Annotated in this window: 12 protein-coding genes; 5 read left to right on the top strand and 7 right to left on the bottom strand. The window is 72.5% G+C overall.

Features of this window, described 5'->3' with window-relative positions; translation table 11 throughout:
- Positions 1-49: 49 nt before the first annotated feature.
- Entirely contained in the window at positions 50-943 is an 894-nt protein-coding gene (locus ACIBKY_RS28005) for a carbohydrate kinase family protein (protein ID WP_379609522.1), read from the bottom strand.
- A 156-nt stretch (positions 944-1099) separates the two neighbouring features.
- Between ACIBKY_RS28005 and ACIBKY_RS28000 the strand changes: the two genes are divergently transcribed.
- The 4 genes from ACIBKY_RS28000 (at position 1100) to ACIBKY_RS27985 (ending at position 7100) form a co-directional block, all read left to right on the top strand.
- Complete coding sequence (locus ACIBKY_RS28000) at positions 1100-3874, top strand: GNAT family N-acetyltransferase (protein WP_397100976.1); 2775 nt, start codon at positions 1100-1102, stop codon at positions 3872-3874.
- A 360-nt stretch (positions 3875-4234) separates the two neighbouring features.
- Positions 4235-4825, top strand: a complete 591-nt coding sequence (locus ACIBKY_RS27995; RefSeq protein WP_184974372.1) for a DUF5998 family protein — start codon at positions 4235-4237, stop codon at positions 4823-4825.
- Positions 4826-5160: 335 nt separating this feature from the next.
- Positions 5161-6288, top strand: coding sequence for an alkaline phosphatase family protein (locus ACIBKY_RS27990; RefSeq protein ID WP_397100973.1), 1128 nt, complete (start codon positions 5161-5163; stop codon positions 6286-6288).
- A complete protein-coding gene (locus ACIBKY_RS27985) occupies positions 6285-7100 on the top strand; it encodes a sulfurtransferase (protein WP_397100971.1) in 816 nt (271 codons plus the stop codon). The genes ACIBKY_RS27990 and ACIBKY_RS27985 overlap by 4 nt, the downstream gene beginning before the upstream one ends.
- 151 nt (positions 7101-7251) lie before the next feature.
- On the opposite strand, the gene ACIBKY_RS27980 is transcribed toward ACIBKY_RS27985, so the two are convergent.
- From ACIBKY_RS27980 to ACIBKY_RS27965, 4 genes are all read right to left on the bottom strand, one after another.
- The gene (locus ACIBKY_RS27980) at positions 7252-9987 is read right to left on the bottom strand and encodes a CHAT domain-containing protein (RefSeq protein WP_397100969.1); all 2736 of its coding nucleotides are present in this window, start codon (positions 9985-9987) and stop codon (positions 7252-7254) included.
- A 106-nt stretch (positions 9988-10093) separates the two neighbouring features.
- Entirely contained in the window at positions 10094-10540 is a 447-nt protein-coding gene (locus ACIBKY_RS27975; protein ID WP_397100967.1) for a hypothetical protein, read from the bottom strand.
- Complete coding sequence (locus ACIBKY_RS27970) at positions 10537-11070, bottom strand: RNA polymerase sigma factor (protein ID WP_397100965.1); 534 nt, start codon at positions 11068-11070, stop codon at positions 10537-10539. The genes ACIBKY_RS27975 and ACIBKY_RS27970 overlap by 4 nt, the downstream gene beginning before the upstream one ends.
- 82 nt (positions 11071-11152) lie before the next feature.
- Complete coding sequence (locus ACIBKY_RS27965; RefSeq protein WP_397100963.1) at positions 11153-12157, bottom strand: S8 family peptidase; 1005 nt, start codon at positions 12155-12157, stop codon at positions 11153-11155.
- Between the two features lie 175 nt (positions 12158-12332).
- On the opposite strand from ACIBKY_RS27965, the gene ACIBKY_RS27960 reads away from it, so the two are divergent.
- Positions 12333-12827 carry a DUF3145 domain-containing protein gene (locus ACIBKY_RS27960; protein ID WP_379609531.1) on the top strand — a complete coding sequence of 165 codons (495 nt, stop codon included), beginning with the start codon at positions 12333-12335 and terminating at the stop codon, positions 12825-12827.
- 126 nt (positions 12828-12953) lie between these two features.
- On the opposite strand, the gene ACIBKY_RS27955 is transcribed toward ACIBKY_RS27960, so the two are convergent.
- Together ACIBKY_RS27955 and ACIBKY_RS27950 are read right to left on the bottom strand one after the other, a co-directional pair.
- Entirely contained in the window at positions 12954-13832 is an 879-nt protein-coding gene (locus ACIBKY_RS27955; RefSeq protein WP_397100961.1) for an epimerase, read from the bottom strand.
- Positions 13833-13878: 46 nt separating this feature from the next.
- Positions 13879-15303 (bottom strand): acyl-CoA carboxylase subunit beta, encoded by a 1425-nt coding sequence (locus tag ACIBKY_RS27950; RefSeq protein ID WP_397100959.1) that lies wholly within the window; start codon positions 15301-15303, stop codon positions 13879-13881.
- Positions 15304-15307 lie beyond the last annotated feature (4 nt).

Raw genomic sequence — 15307 nt, 5'->3', positions numbered from 1 at the left:
ACCGAGCTGCCGGCATGCGGCGCTGGTGTGTGGGTTTGGAGGTCTGGGGTCAGAGGCGGGGGCGGGCGCCCAGGTGGACTATGGCCTTGGCGGCCAGGCGGTTGCCCGCGGCCAGAGCCTCGGCCGGGGGTTTGCCGGCCAGCCACGGCGGCAGGAAGCCGGCCGTGAAGGCGTCGCCGGCGCCGGTGCCGTCCACGATGCGGTCGACCGGTTCGGCGGCGGCTCGGACGGGGTCGGGGCGGCCGTTGGTGTACCAGAGGGAGCCGTCCGCGTTGAGCTTGATCACCACCTGCGGGAACCACGCGGTGAGCACCTTGACGGCGGCCTCGGGGTCGTCGCGCCCGGTCAGCACCTTGGCCTGGTCGGCGTTGGCGAACAGGAGCTTGGCTCCGTTCGTCCACTCCAGGAACGGCTCGGCCCCGGTGCGCTCAAGCGGCGCCGAGGAGGAGCAGTCGATCGAGATCGTCATGCCGCCGCGCCGCGCCATGTCCAGCGCGGCCAGACCGGCGTCGCGGGAACCCTCGTTGATCAGCGTGTAGCCCGACAGATGGAGATGGCTACCCCCGCTGAACAGGTCACGCGGCAGGTCCTCCGGCGACAGGGCGGCATTGGCCCCCGGATCGGAGAGCATGGTCCGCTCGCCCTTGTGGGTGACGAGAACCACACAGGTGCCCGTCGGCCGCTCGGGATCCATGACGAGCCGGGCGTCCACGCCGTAGCCCATCAGCTCCATGTCGCGGTTGCGGCCGGTGATGTCGGCGCCCCTGCGGCCGATGAAGGCCACCTCGGCACCTTCCACGGCCAGCCAGGAAGCGATGTTCGCCCCCGATCCGCCGCCGTGCATCGTCACGATCGCGGGTGTGTCGCTGGCTCTGGCGAGCGCATAACGGGCGCGCGCCACCGCGTCGGTCATGAGATCGCCCACCACGACGACCCGCGTCATGAGGCCACCACCTTGCGTCTTCTCGCTATGCCTGCCGCCGCAAAACTAACAGCTCTCGGCCTGCTCGTGGGCAGAGACCGGACAGAGGCGCCCAGTCGATGCACAAGCGTTGCCCAACGGTCTTGGCATCTGGGATGCGGGTCTACGCTCGGGACTGTGGATGCACAGTATCCGGCCCACTGGGAGGCCGACGTCGTGCTGGCCGACGGCGGCACCGCGCACGTGCGTCCGATCCGCCCGGCCGACGCCGACCGGCTTCTCGCCTTCTACTCCCGGCTGTCCGACGAATCCATCTACTTCCGCTTCTTCGGCCCGCGTCCGAAACTGTCGGACAAGGAAGTGGCCTGGTTCACCAACGTCGACTACACCAACCGGGTCGCCCTGATCGCCACGATCGGCATGGAGATGGTGGCGGTCATCCGTTACGACCGGGTCAGCGCCACCGAGGGCGAGGTGGCCTTCCTCGTCGAGGACGCCCACCAGGGCCGCGGCGTCGCCTCCGTGCTGCTCGAACACCTGGCGGCCACCGCCCATGAGAACGGCATCGAGACGTTCATCGCCGACGTCCTGCCCGCCAACATGAAGATGATGGGCGTGCTGCGCCAGGCCGGCTACACCGCGCAGAGCCGCTTCGCCGACGGCGTGGTCCGCATGACGCTCGACCTCGCTCCCACGGAGACCTCCGCCGAGGTGACCGCCGCCCGTGAGCACCGCGCCGAGGCGCGTTCCATCGAACGCCTGCTCACGCCCGGCTCCGTCGCGGTCATCGGCGCCTCGCGCGAACCCGGCGGCGTCGGCCAGACCGTCCTGCGCAATCTGCTGGCCGCCGACTTCACCGGCCCGGTCTACCCGGTGCACCGTGAGGTGCGGGCGGTGGCGGGCGTGCGCGCGTACCCCAGTGTGGACGCCATCGACGGCGAGGTGGATCTGGCGGTCGTGGCCGTGCCCGCGGAAAGCGTCCTCGACGTGGTGAAGGAGTGCGCGGAGAAGGGGGTACACGGCCTGGTCGTGGTCTCCTCCGGCTTCGGCGAGACCGGCGCGGGCGGACGGGCCAGACAGGACGAACTCGCCAGCATCGCCCGTTCCTACGGCCTGCGCGTCGTCGGCCCCAACTGCCTCGGCATCGCCAACACCGACCCCGCCACCCGCCTGAACGCCACCCTCGCCGCCACCCTGCCCGGCCGCGGCCGGGTCGGCTTCTTCAGCCAGTCGGGCGCGCTCGGCACCGCGCTGCTCCAGCGGGTCGCCCAGCGCGGGATGGGCATCTCGTCGTTCGTGTCGGCCGGCAACCGGGCCGACGTCTCCGGCAACGACCTCCTGCAGTACTGGGAGGAGGACGAGGCCAGCGAGGTCATCCTCCTCTACCTCGAATCCCTCGGTAACCCACGCAAGTTCACCCGGCTGGCCAGGCGCATCGCCCGCCGCAAACCCATCGTGGCCGTGAAGAGCGGCGGCACGCCCGTCGGCCACTCCGCGCGGGCGCTGCGCCTGCCGGACTCCGCGATCAGCTCCCTGTTCGCCCAGGCCGGGCTCATCCGCGTCGACGACCTCATCCAGCTCTTCGACGTGGGCCAGCTCCTCGCCCACCAGCCACTGCCCGCGGGCCCCCGCGTCGGCCTGGTCACCAACTCCGACGCGATGGGCCTGCTCGCCGTCCACGCCAGCGCCGACGCGGGCCTGGAGCCCCGCCCGCCCGTCAACCTCGGCGCCTCCGCGGGCCCTTCCGAGTTCGGTACGGCTCTCGCCGACGTCCTGGCCTCCGGCGAGGTGGACGCGGCCGTGGTCATCTACATGCCACCGATTCCCGGAGACACCGCCGGAGTCGCCGCCGAACTGCTGAAGGTCTCCCAGGACACCGGCAAGCCCGTCCTGGCCACGTTCGAGGGTCATCTGGGCATGCACCCGGATCTCCGGGTGGGCCGCACCCCGGCACGAGGCTCGATCCCCTCATACGCGGCGCCCGAGGAGGCGGTCAGGGCGCTGGCCCACGTGGTCCGGTACTCGGCCTGGCTGGCGCACCCCGCGGGCACACCTCCCGAACTCCCCGACCTGAACCCGGAGGCCGCCCACGCCCTCGTCACCCACCACCTCGACCTGCTCCCCGCCGCCTCCGAGACGGGCGGGGCTGAAGGGGCGGCCGCTTCCGCGATCGGCGCCTCCGAGGTGGACGGCTCCGCGGCCGGCGCTCGGGCACCGGAGGCCGACGGTCCCGAGGCCGGGGGGTTCGCGTCCGGCGGACCCCCGGCGCAGGAGGCAGGGGCCGGGCCGGTGGAGATCGACGCCACCGAGTTGCTGGCCTGCTACGGGATCACGGTGTGGCCGGCGCCGATCGTGCGCTCGCCCGACGAGGCGGCGGAGGCGGCCGAGCTGCTCGGCTGGCCCGTGGTGGTCAAGGTGACCGGGGCGGAGGCGGCCAGGCGGGCCGGGACCGTAAGGCTCGGGCTCGGCGGGCCCGCCACCGTCCGGGCGGCCTACACCGAGCTGGCCGGGCAGTACGGCGATGACGTCGGGCTGGCGGTCCAGCGGATGGTTCCGCAGCCCGCCGTACCCACCGTGGTGGGAGTGGCGGAGGACCCGGCTTTCGGCCCGGTCGTCTCGTTCGGCCTGGGTGACGTGACCGCCCGGCTGCTGGAGGACGAGGGGTTCCGGCTGGCACCGCTGACGGCGGAGGACGCGGCGGGACTGATCCGGTCGGTCCGCGCGGCGCCGCTGCTGTTCGGCGAGTACGGCTACCCGCCGGTGGCGGTGGAAGCCCTGGAAGACCTGCTGGTACGCGTGGGCCGCCTGGCCCACGACCTTCCCGAGGTCGCCCGGCTCGACCTGGACCAGGTGCTGGTGGGGGAGAGCGAGGTCATCGTCCTGGGCGCCAGGGCAGTGCTCAAGACCCCACCCGGCCCCCGCCAGGACGGCGGCCCCCGCCGCCTGACCTGACCCCCGCCCGCCCCTTCCCGCCGAACGGCCTTGCCAGGCATGGTCTGACCTCCGGCTGAGGTGACCCTCGTCCCTGCCGGGCGTGGGCTGCCGGGTGGTCATGGGGCGCGCGTCGCGGTGGCGCGCTCGCGCGGCCTGCCTGCCGTGACCCTGGAATGTCCCCGGCCATGGTCGGCGGGTGGGGGTGGGCGGGGCCGGCCGTAACGGGAAGGGCGGCCTTGACCGGAAGGGGAGCGAGCACCCTCGCAAAGGGCTGATGGCCGCAAGAGGGGAATGGGCGTGGAAAGTGGGAACAGGGCGGGGTATAGGGTGGTCTGTCCGGTGGGTGAGAGCATTGCCGAGCCCTGGCAGGATGGACCCATGAGGGAAACCCGAGTCTCAGCCGCGGGTCTGCGCGAGGCGATCGAGCGCAGCGGCTACTACCCCGACCTCGTCACGGATGCGGTCGAATCCGCGCTGGGCAAGGAGGCCGTGACGGCCTATGTGGTCCATCACGAGGCCACGTTCGACCCCGCCATGGAGGTGCGCAGGCACGTCACCGTGCTGGTGCTGTCCGCCTCGCGCCTGCTCGTCTGTCACACCGACGAGCATCCGGCCGTCGAAGGCGTCTCGGCCTCGCACGCCTCGACCACCACCGAGGCGGTACGCCTGAGCCGCGTGCAGTCCGTCGCCGTGACCAGGGTGGTCCCCGACCCGGCGTCCTACGTGCCCGGCGTGCCGCCGACCGAGGTGACGCTGACGATCGGCTGGGGCGCCATCTCCCACGTCGACCTCGAACCCGCCACCTGCGGCGACGAGAACTGCGACGCCGACCACGGCTACACGGGCGCGATCACCGCCGACGACCTCTCCCTGCGCGTCAGCGAGGCCGCCGACGGGCCCGAGGCGGTGTCCCACGTCCTGGCGTTCGCCAAGACACTGTCCGAAGCCACGGCGCGCGCCTCGTCCTAGTCGCGCGCTTTCCGTTTTCGGGGGATCTTTTCTGTTACGGCGGCGCCGGCTTGCCCCACCCGCCGCGATGGCGCGCGCCCTTCACGGCCGGTAGTGAACGCCCGAGACGTCCCGCCGTGACGACTCCGCCCTTGGCCACCGAGGCTGGGACGGCGCGCCCGGGCGGTCTCACCGGAGGCCGGGCACAACAATCCTCCACCAGGTCCTGGCGCTCGCCGGGTGCGTCTCGGTGCCGTGCCTGGGGCTTCTGGCGTGACCGGGTTAGGGGTGATTTACGGGATTTGCCGGAGCCATAGGGATATGCCCTGGTTTGTGGGTGTTATTAGGATCTGGTCATGAGTCTGGACGCTGTTCCGCTGGTGCCCGGTTATGGTGGGTCGTCGTTGCCGGATCTGCCGCGTTCCCTGATGGCCGCGCTCGGTGTGGGCGACGGCAACCTGCTCGGGCTTGAGCCTGCCCGCAGCGTCTGCCTGTTCCTCGTTGACGGCCTGGGCGCCGAACTGCTGGCCGCCCACCCCGAGACCGCGCCGTTCCTGTCCGGCGCCACGAAAAGGGTGCTGACCGCCGGGTTCCCGGCCACCACGGTCACGAGCCTGTGCTCACTCGGCACCGGCCTGCCCCCGGGCGAACACGGCATGCTCGGCCTGATGCTCGCCGTGCCCGGTGCCGGACACCTGTTCAACTGCCTGCGCTGGACCCTGCCCGACAAGCAGGTCATGGACCCCCTCACCTGGCAGCCCGCCGAGACCGTCTACCAGAGCGCCGCCGCCGCAGGGGTGACCTGCAGTTATGTGGCGCCCGCCATGTTCGAGGGGACCGGCCTGACCGAGGCCGTCTACCGCGGCGTCCGCTACCTCGGCGCCGACACCGTGGACCAGAGGGTCGAGGCCGCCGCCGCTGCCCTGGCCGAGCCGCGTGCCCACGTCACCGTGTACTACGGCGACCTCGACGCCATGGGACATCTCACCGGCTGGGGCACCCCCGAGTGGCTCGACCAGCTCGCCATCGTCGACCGCCTGGCCGAACGCCTGGCCGCCGCCCTGCCTCCCGGCGGCGCCCTGTACGTGACCGCCGACCACGGCATGGTCAACGCCCGCGACAAGATCGAGGCCGACCAGACGCCCGACCTGTGCGCGGGCGTCGCGATGCTGGGTGGGGAGGCGAGGGCGCGACACGTGTACGCGGAACCGGGTGCGGCGCACGCCGTCCTCGAGGCCTGGCGTGAGACCCTTGCCGGGCGGGCATGGGTGGTGTCCAGGCAGGAGGCCGTCGATGCCGGTTGGTTCGGGCCGAAGGTGAAGGCGGAGTGGATCGAACGCATCGGTGACGTGGTGGCCGTGCCGTACACCGACCTGGCGATCGTCAACACCGCCCACAAGCTGGAGGCGGCCTTCACGGGCTACCACGGCTCGATGACCACCGCCGAACAACTCATACCACTTCTGGAGGTAAGCAGCAGATGAGCCCGCTCATCACCCCGGCCGAGCTGGCCGAGTCAGGCGATGCCGTGACCTTGCTGGATGTACGCGGCGGGATCAGCGGACCGCCCGGCATCGACCGCTACCGCGAGGGTCATCTGCCCGGAGCGCTCTTCTGCGACCTCGACGCCGACCTGGCCGCCGCGCCCGGCGCCGGGGGAAGGCATCCGCTGCCGTCGGCCGAGCACTTCCAGAACGCGATGCGCCGCCTGGGCGTCACCCGGGGCAAGACCGTGGTCGTGTACGACGACGCCGGCTCCACGATCGCCGCCCGCGCCTGGTGGAACCTGCGCTACTTCGGCCACGACCAGGTCAAGGTCCTGGACGGCGGCCTGCCCGCCTGGGACGCCCTCGGCCTGCCGATCGTCAAGGACGAACCCACCGCCGCGCCCGGCGACTTCACCGCCGTGCCGGGCGGCATGCCCGTCCTCACCGCCGACGAAGCCGCCTCGCTGGCCAACACCGGTGTCCTGCTGGACGCCCGATCCGCCGAGCGCTACCGCGGCGAAGTGGAGCCCATCGACCCGGTCGCCGGCCACATCCCCGGCGCCGTCAGCGCCCCCACCACCGACAACGTCACCGCCGACGGCCGCTTCCTGGCCGCCTCGGACCTGGACGCCCGCTTCACCGCCCTGGGCGTGACCGACGGCACCCCGGTCGGCGCCTACTGCGGCTCCGGCGTCACGGCCGCGCACGAGGTACTCGCCCTGAACCTGGCCGGCTACCCCGCCGCCCTCTACGTCGGCTCCTGGTCGGGCTGGGTGGCCAACCCCACCCGCCCCGTAGCCACCGCCTGACCCACCACCCCGGAAGGCCGAAGCAGGAGCGCCCCACCCCGGTCATCCTCCGGGAGGGGGCCTCCTGGCCCGGCGGGGCGTCAGGGCACGTGCCCAGCACTCCCGGACGGCCCACCCGCCCTGCCGCCCGGCCGTCTGGTCGCCGGGTGGGTCAGGTGGTCAGGGGGCGGTCGCCGGCGCCGAAGCAGGCGAAGGCGGTTACACCGGTCTTCGCGGTCGCCTCGGCCAGGGCCCTGGAGGGGGAGTGGCCGGCGGCCAGGAGTTCGTGGAAGCAGGTCATCACGGCCAAGGCCTCCTCGTCGCGCACCGGCACCATGCCGGCGATGACGCACGCCGTACCCTGGGCCAGGAAGGTGCCCGCCAGCCCCAGCGGCGCGCCCTCGCAGGGGGCGCGGGCCATTCCGGCGTCGCACGACGACAGGATCACCAGGCGTGGCGGGTGTTCCAGGCCGAGCAGGTCGTAGGCCATCAGCGGGCCGTCGGTCAGGGTGATGCTCGACAGCAGCGGGCTGCGTGCCTGGAAGACGCCGTGCGCGGCCACGTGGAAGACGTCCACCTCGGTGAGCGCCCGCAGCACGGGTGCGATCCGGGCCTCGATCTCGCGCCCGCCGGGGTGACAGGCGAGCACCTGCCGTACCTCTTCCGGCGCCTCGTTCAGGTCGGGACCGGCGGTCGCGGCCACGATGGGCGCCGCGCGGCCGGGACGTGGCGCGGTGCGGGCGCGCAGCCACGGCAGCGCGGCGGCCGTGACGGTCACGGGCCGGCCACGCAGGTACGGCAGCGCCGACCAGGGCAGCGTGTAAAGCGGCCCGGAAGGCACGACGACCAGGGGCCGGTCCCCGATCCAGCCGGCCAGCGGGTGGAACAGCATCTGGTCCACCTCCTGCCCGCACATCACCACATCGCCCCCGGCCGCCCCGGGGCAGTCGCCCAGCGCCGCCCGCCGCATGGCGTACCGGAGGCGCACCACCGCCTCACCCAGCGAGGACACCTCCGCCAGCCGCCGCAACCGCACCTGCTCCTCGGTCACCACGACCGCGAGCAGCGCCCCTTGGTCGACGACGTACTCCACCAGCGCGGCCCCGCCCAGGTTCTCCCGAACCTCCTGCAGCCACCCCTCCGCCTCGTTCCGGCTGTCCCGGCCGCTTTCGGCACCGGCCATCCAGGCCCGTGCCTCACGACCGGACGGGCCGCCCGCGAGCCCGCCGCCAGAACCCGGCGCGCCCGCATCGGGGCCGCTCTGCGACGCTCGCCGGGCAACCCCGCCGCCGGCCTCGGTACCCGACAGCCCCGGTTCCTCAGCCCCACCCGGAACCTGCCCGGTGACCGCCCGCCAGTGCTCGCTCCACTCGAACACCTCCTCGGCCCGCCCGCCCCGCACGGCCAGCGCGAGCCCGAACGCCGCCAGCCGCTCCCCGGCCCGGGCCGCATGCGCCCGCAAAGCCGGATCGTCCAGCGACTCCACCTGCCCGCCGACCTCGGCCAGCCCATCGCGTACCGCGCGGAACGCACCCGCCGAGTCCTCCTGCAACGCCGCCTCAAGCGCCAGCGCATGCTGCCGGATGAGCGGCGGAGTGGGCGATGGCTGCGCCAGATGGGCCGCCTGCGCCTTGGACGCCAGCGGAATCCCCTCCGACGGCCGTACCCGCCGGCACTGTGCCGTGAGATAGCCGAGCTGCTCGGACGCCGTCGGATGATCGTCGATCGACAACGCGGCCTCGGCCGCCGCCAGCCGCAGCGCCGCCGCGGCCACGGCGCAGGCGGGACCGGACTCCAGCGCCTCGGCGCACTCGGCCAGCTCCCGCACCAGCGCCGGCGTGACGGGCCCGAGCGCCAGCCCGGCACGCAGCTCCACCTCCCTGGCCAGCGGCAGCCACGACTCGCGGTCCTGCGCGGCGAGCTCGGCCGCGGCCCGCGCGGCGACCTCGGCGGCGCGCTGCGGGTCGCCGGTGAGGAGTTCGACCTGCGCCAGCTTCAGCCGCGCCTCCGCCAGCGCGGCGTGCGCGCCAGAAGCCTCCAGCTCGGGTACGGCGAGGCTAAGCAACGCCCGAGCCTCTCCGGGCAGGTGCGCGGCCAGCAGCGCTCCGGCGAAGTCGGCCCGCATCGTGGCCAGGCGCTCCGGGTACCCGAACAGCGTGTCCTCGGCCGCCCGGTAGTGGGCGAAGGCGGCTGCCAGGTCGCCGCGCCGTACCGCGAGGAAGGGCAGGTTCGCTGCGGCCAGGCGCGTGAGGTGGGCCAGCCCGGCGGCGCGGGAGATCTCCAGGCACGCGGTGATGTCCTGGGTGGCACGGTGCCAGTCGCCGCGGTAGGCGCGCACGAGGCCGCGGTTGAGCAGGCCACCGGCCAGGAACCGGCGGTCGTCGACGGTGCCGGGGGCGGTGGCGAGCGTCTCCAGGGAACGGTCGCAGGCGGCGATGGCCTCCTGGTAACGGCCCAGGTGGGCTAAGGCGACGGCCCGTTGCGTGTCGAGCTTGGCGCGGTCGAGCGGGCACAGGTACGCCCAGGCGAGGGCGGCGACGCGCAGCGCCTGCAGGGGGTGGCCGCGTTCGGTGCGCACGGTGACGAGCGAGAGCCTGGCCTGGGCCACGCGTCGCGGCGGGGCCGCGGGCGTGGCGATGGCCTTGCGCAGGTGCCGTTCGGCGGCCTGCAGGTCGCCCAGTTCGCGGGCGGCCAGGCCCATGGCGCGCAGAGCCACCACGGCCGCCTCGACGGCGCCGGTGTGCTCGGCCGCGACCAGCACGAGGCGGCCCGCGGCGAGCGCCTGCTCGGGGTCGACCACGGATCTGGACACGGCGGCCTCGGCCGCCGCGAGGATGTTGGGCGCCGCGTCTGGGCGCGCCGGTTGGAGGTCGGGAGTGCTCGGGGAGTCTGCCTGCTCAGCGGTCATGCCTTGGCCCGGTGGAGTGCTGAGATAGGACGAGATGGAGGTGAGGTGGCGCGCTGTGGGACGGCGGTGGCTCCGCCGCCCCGGTACTACAGCGCGATCTCTCAGGTCACGGCCGGATACGCAGCCACCTGGTCGCCACGGGCGCCTTGCCCGGACGATGGCAGACCACGTTGAACCAGCCGGGGGGCATTCCCGTGACGGCGAACTGCCCTGTTCCGGCCAGTCGCCGGCTCATGGTCATGTGCGGAGTTCGTACATCGACATGACTGCCTTCGCCCGGATACGGCAGGATCTGGCCTGCCACATCGATGAGCCCGTCGTTCACAGTGAGCTCCAGGTCGAAGGTGACGTCGTCGGTGGCGAACCGCACTGTTGTCGGACCTGCCACCCCCCGCACGGTCCGCATGGCGACGCACTCGATGGATGCGGCGGTCACCACATGTGGGATCCGAAGCGAGTAGGCCTCGCTCGCGGCTGCGGATACGTGATTGGGAACTGGGTCGTTCCCTGCGGCGAGCCTTAGCGCCGCCAGGAGGTAGTCGTCGTTACTCAATGCACCGTCTCCTCGTGTGAGATCAGGGTGCGCAGTTTTTTAAGGCAGCGTTCTCGACTTGGTCCGATGCTGCCTAACGGAAGCCCGAGCCGTACGGCCGACTGCTGATTGCCGACGCGGTGCGCCATCAGAGTCAGGAGTGTCCGGCAGGGCTCGTTGAGTGAGGAGATGGCCTGCCACAGCAGGCGGTGGGCATCGGCTTCCAGGATGGCCGCCGCCGGATCTGAATCCTCCGCGAGGTCAAGGGGGAGCGGAAGAAGCTCCCTGCGGAGGACGCGCAGCGCTTCGCGCCTGGCCGTGGTTGACAGCCAGGCACCCAGTCCGGCGGGATTACGGATGGTGTGGAGGTTTTCGACAAGGCGCAGCCAGGCACCCTGGACGGCATCCGCGGCATCGGCGTCGTTGAGCCCGCAGGCGCGGACGACCGACCACATGCGCGGAGTGAACCTGGCCACGAGTTCGTCCCAGGCCATCCGGTCGCCGTCGGCCGCTGCTGCCAGCAATTCCGCTACCGCGCGCGGGTCGCCCATACGGCCTCCTTCCGCCCGGATGCTGCGTCACGAAGAACCCTCACATTGCCCTTCGTGTTGACCTGGGGACTGAGCGTAAACTCTACAGACTCGCGGGAACCACGACCCCCAGATCGGGAATTTGCCGGTCCCCGGCCAAGATCTGACCCGCCGCCTCCTTGGCCGGCACCTCCCGCGCCAGCGCGGCCACGGCCCCCGCCACCAGCGCCGTGGCGAACGAGGTACCACTCCATGTGGCATATCCCTCGAAACCCGGATAAGTGCTCGCCAGCCACTCGCCCCTGGCGCAGGCGTCCACCCAGGGTCCGTGGGCGGAGAACGGCGAGCGGTGCTCCTCACCGGCATCCAGCGCGCCCACGCCGATCACCGACGGCAGCGCCGCCGGCCAGAAGGGACGGTCGCCGGCGGTGTTGCCGGCACACGCGACCGCCACCGTGCCGGGCAGCGCGCCCAGCGCGTCGGCGAGCATCGGCGGTGGCTGGTCGTCGAAGGTGTGGCCGCCGAACGACAGGTTCAGGACCCCCACGGGCCGCGGCGCGGATCGCAGCCGGTGCAGGGCCCGCACGATGCCCGCCTCGTCGCCGACCCCGTCGCCGTCCAGCACCCGGCAGACCTTCAGCGCCACGCCGGGCGCGCGGCGCACCAGAAGCCCGGCGATGAACGTCCCGTGGCCCGCCTGGCCGCCCGTCGTCGCGTCGGCGGCCTCCTTGCCCAGCTCGCCGTACCACTCACTGCGCGACCACCACGGGTGCGGCGCCACGCCCGTGTCCAGCAGCCCGACCACGACGGGGGAGCGCTCCTTGCCCGGCCTGAACGGCACCGGCGCGGCGGGGAACGGCCGCGAGGCCGGTCCGCCGAAGAACAACGGCTGCCCGGCGAAGACGTGGTTGGGCGAGGCCCGGTGCCCTCGCCCGCGCAGCTCCAGGGCCAGCTCGCACGGATCCACCCCCGGCGTCAGGCGCAGGGCGCACACGCCGTCGGCCTCCGTCACGGCCTGCGTCCAGCGGCCCGCCGCCGATGTCGCGCTGCGGTCGACAAGGAGCTGACCTGGCCGGATGAGAGCCTGCCCGGCAGATTGCATGTCCATGATCGGGTATCTTTCCGCGCCGGGAGCGGTGTCACGTGCCACCGCCGCAACAACTTGGTATGGCCCCCCTCTGGTGTCGGATTGCGACCGACGGTAGTCTCTCCCTAGTCACTTGTGATCATCCTGGGACGAGGCCGTTGGGGAAGGCGCACCTCGTACCGAAACGGGAGGTCCGGTGTCTGCTCGTGGCGTGCTGTACGTCCACTCGGCTCAGCCTGCGCTGTGCCCGCACATTGAATGGGCGGTCGCGGGTATCCTTGGCGTGCCCGTAGACCTGACGTGGACGCCGCAAACCGCCGCGCCCAACGCCGTCCGCGCGCAGGCGGAATGGGAAGGCCATCCGGGCTTCGCCGCGGCCATCGCCTCCTCGCTCATGGGCTGGCAGCGGATCCGCTTCGAGTGCACCGAGGACGCCTCGCCCGGCATCGACGGCTCCCGTCATGCCTACACGCCGACCCTCGGCGCCTTCACGGCGGTGATCGGAGCCTCCGGCGACATCATGATCCCGGAGGACCGGCTGCGGGCGGCGATGATGAAGTCCGCGCAGGGCCGTACCGTCCTGGAGGACGAACTCGACCTCCTGCTCGGGCGGCCGTGGGACGAGGAACTGGAGCCGTTCCGCTACGCGGGCGACGGCGCCCCGGTCCGCTGGCTCCACGCCGCCGTCTAGCCTCCCGGCGACCAGGCCTCCGCGTAATGCGGAGGCCTTTCTTTTTGGCCCCACCGGCTACCTGTACGACACAACTGACGCTGAACACGGGTCCGACGCCTCTGCTGGTTCCGCGGTGACGAGCGGCTAGAGGAGGCTGGTGATCGAGTCTTTGAGCTCTGGCCGGCGGAAGGAGAAGCCTGACTCGGTCAGTCGGGCCGGTACGCAGCGGCGGCCGGTCAGGGCGAGGGCCGGGTCGGTGCGGAGCAGCCGTGCTCCCAGCTTCACCATCATCTCGGGAGTCGGCGGGGCCGCCGGCCGGCGCAGGACGTGGCGGAAGGTCGCCATCATGTCGGCGTTGCGCACCGGATTCGGGCTGGTGGCGTGCAGGACTCCGGACAGCGCCGGGTCTTCCGCCGCCCGCCGTACGATCGCGAGGAAGTCTTCGACGTGCAGCCAGCTCACCCACTGCCGGCCACTGCCCACGCGCCCGCCGAGCCCCCATCGCACCAGGCCCGTCAGCCGGTTGAGCGCCGGGGTGTCGCGGTCGAAGACCACCGCGGTCCGCAGGATCACCTGCCGCCCGCACGGCGCCCCTGCAGCCGCGGCCTCCCAGGCCTTGGCGACTCCGGCCATCTGCGGCGGCCCGTCGGCGGGCGGCGACAGCTCGGTCAGCTCGCTCTCCCCGCCCTCGCCGTAGATCGCCAGCGTGCTGAGCTGTAGCCACACGGCGGGCGGTCCACCGGCCGCGGCCTTCGCCAGGGCGCGCGTCGGCCCCACGCGGGAACGGGTCAGCAACTCCACGTTGGCGGGGGTGGGCGGGCGGTCCACCAGTTCGCCCGCCAGGTTGATCAGCACCGCCCCGCTCAGCTCGGCCGCGAGGTCCCCGTCCCACCCCACCATCCGGTACGGCCCGCCGCCCGCGGGCCGCCGGGTCACGACCACCACGTCATGACCACGCGCGACCAGATCGGCCGACAGGCTCCGCCCCAGAGCGCCGGTCCCCCCGGCCAGGACATACTTCACAGGATCGAGTATCCAGGACGCCGGAGCGGGACCGGAGAAGACCCCTCTACAGCGGGATGTTCCCGTGTGCGCCGCGTGCCGGGGTGGCCTGGGCGAGGAGCTTGGCGATGGCGCCGCGTGTCTCCTCCGGCTTGATGACCTCGTCGACCACGCCCAGGTCCTGGGCACGCTCAAGGCCGCCCGCGAGCTTCTTGTGCTCCTCGGCCAGCCGCTGCTCCAGCTCCGGCCGCTCTTCCTCCGGCGCGGCGGCCAGTTCGCGGCGCTTGAGCACGCGGATGGCGGCCACCGGGCCCATCACGGCGATCTCGGTGGTCGGCCAGGCGAAGACCTTGGTGGCGCCCAGGGCGCGGGAGTTCATGGCGACGTAGGCCCCGCCGTACGCCTTGCGGGTCACGAGCGTCACGCGCGGGACGGAGGCTTCGGCGAAGGCGTGCAGGAGTTTGGCGCCGCGGCGGACCACGCCGTCGTGTTCCTGGCCGACGCCGGGCAGGTAGCCGGGGACGTCCACGAGGACGACCAGCGGCACCCCGAAAGCATCACACATGCGGACGAATCGGGCGGCCTTTTCGGCAGAGGTGGCGTCGAGGCAGCCGCCCAGCCGCAGCGGGTTGTTCGCGATCACGCCGACCGTGCGGCCGCCCAGGCGGCCCAGCGAGGTGACCACGTTCGGCGCCCACTTCGGGTGCAGCTCCACACCCTGCTCGTCCAGCAGGCCGTTGACCAGCGGCTTGACGTCGTAGGCGCGGCGGGGGGACTCCGGCAGCAGCGTGCTGAAGTCGACCTCCTCCACGCCCGACATGCGTACCCGGCCCTGATGGCCGAGAAGCGAGGCCAGCTCGCGGGCCTTCACGTACGCGTCGGTCTCGGTCTTGGTGACGACGTGCACGACGCCGCTGCGCTTGCTGTGGGGCTCGGGTCCGCCCAGCGCGGCGGCGTCGACGTCCTCGCCGGTGACGCTGCGGACGACGTCGGGGCCGGTCACGAAGATCCGGCCCTGGTCGGCCAGGATGACGATGTCGGTCAGCGCGGGCCCATAGGCCGCGCCGCCGGCGGCGGCGCCGACCACGACGGAGATCTGCGGGACGACGCCGGAGGCCTTGGTCATCGCGAAGAAGACCCGGCCGACGGCGTGCAGCGACTCGACGCCTTCGGCGAGTCGCGCACCACCGGAGTGCCAGATCCCGAGGACCGGCACCCGTTCACGGACGGCCACGTCGTAGGCGTGCACGATGTGCTCGCAGCCTTCGCCGCCCATCGCGCCGCCCTGGAAGCGGGCGTCACTGCAGAACGCGACGACGGGGACACCCTCGACGCGGCCCATGGCGGCCAGAACGCCGCTCTTGTCCTGAGGAGTGATCAACCGCAGCGAACCCTCGTCGAGCAGCGCGGTGAGACGGACGAAGGGGTCGCGCGGATCAGCGGGCTCCGTATCGGAGCCATGCGTCACCACCCGGTTGTCCAGCACGGTCATCGAG

Origin of the sequence: Nonomuraea sp. NPDC050394 (assembly GCF_044459065.1) — a bacterium.
Taxonomy (GTDB): Bacteria; Actinomycetota; Actinomycetes; order Streptosporangiales; family Streptosporangiaceae; genus Nonomuraea.
Note: the sequence above shows the minus strand (reverse complement) of the source record. Positions and strands in the feature narration are given on the sequence as shown.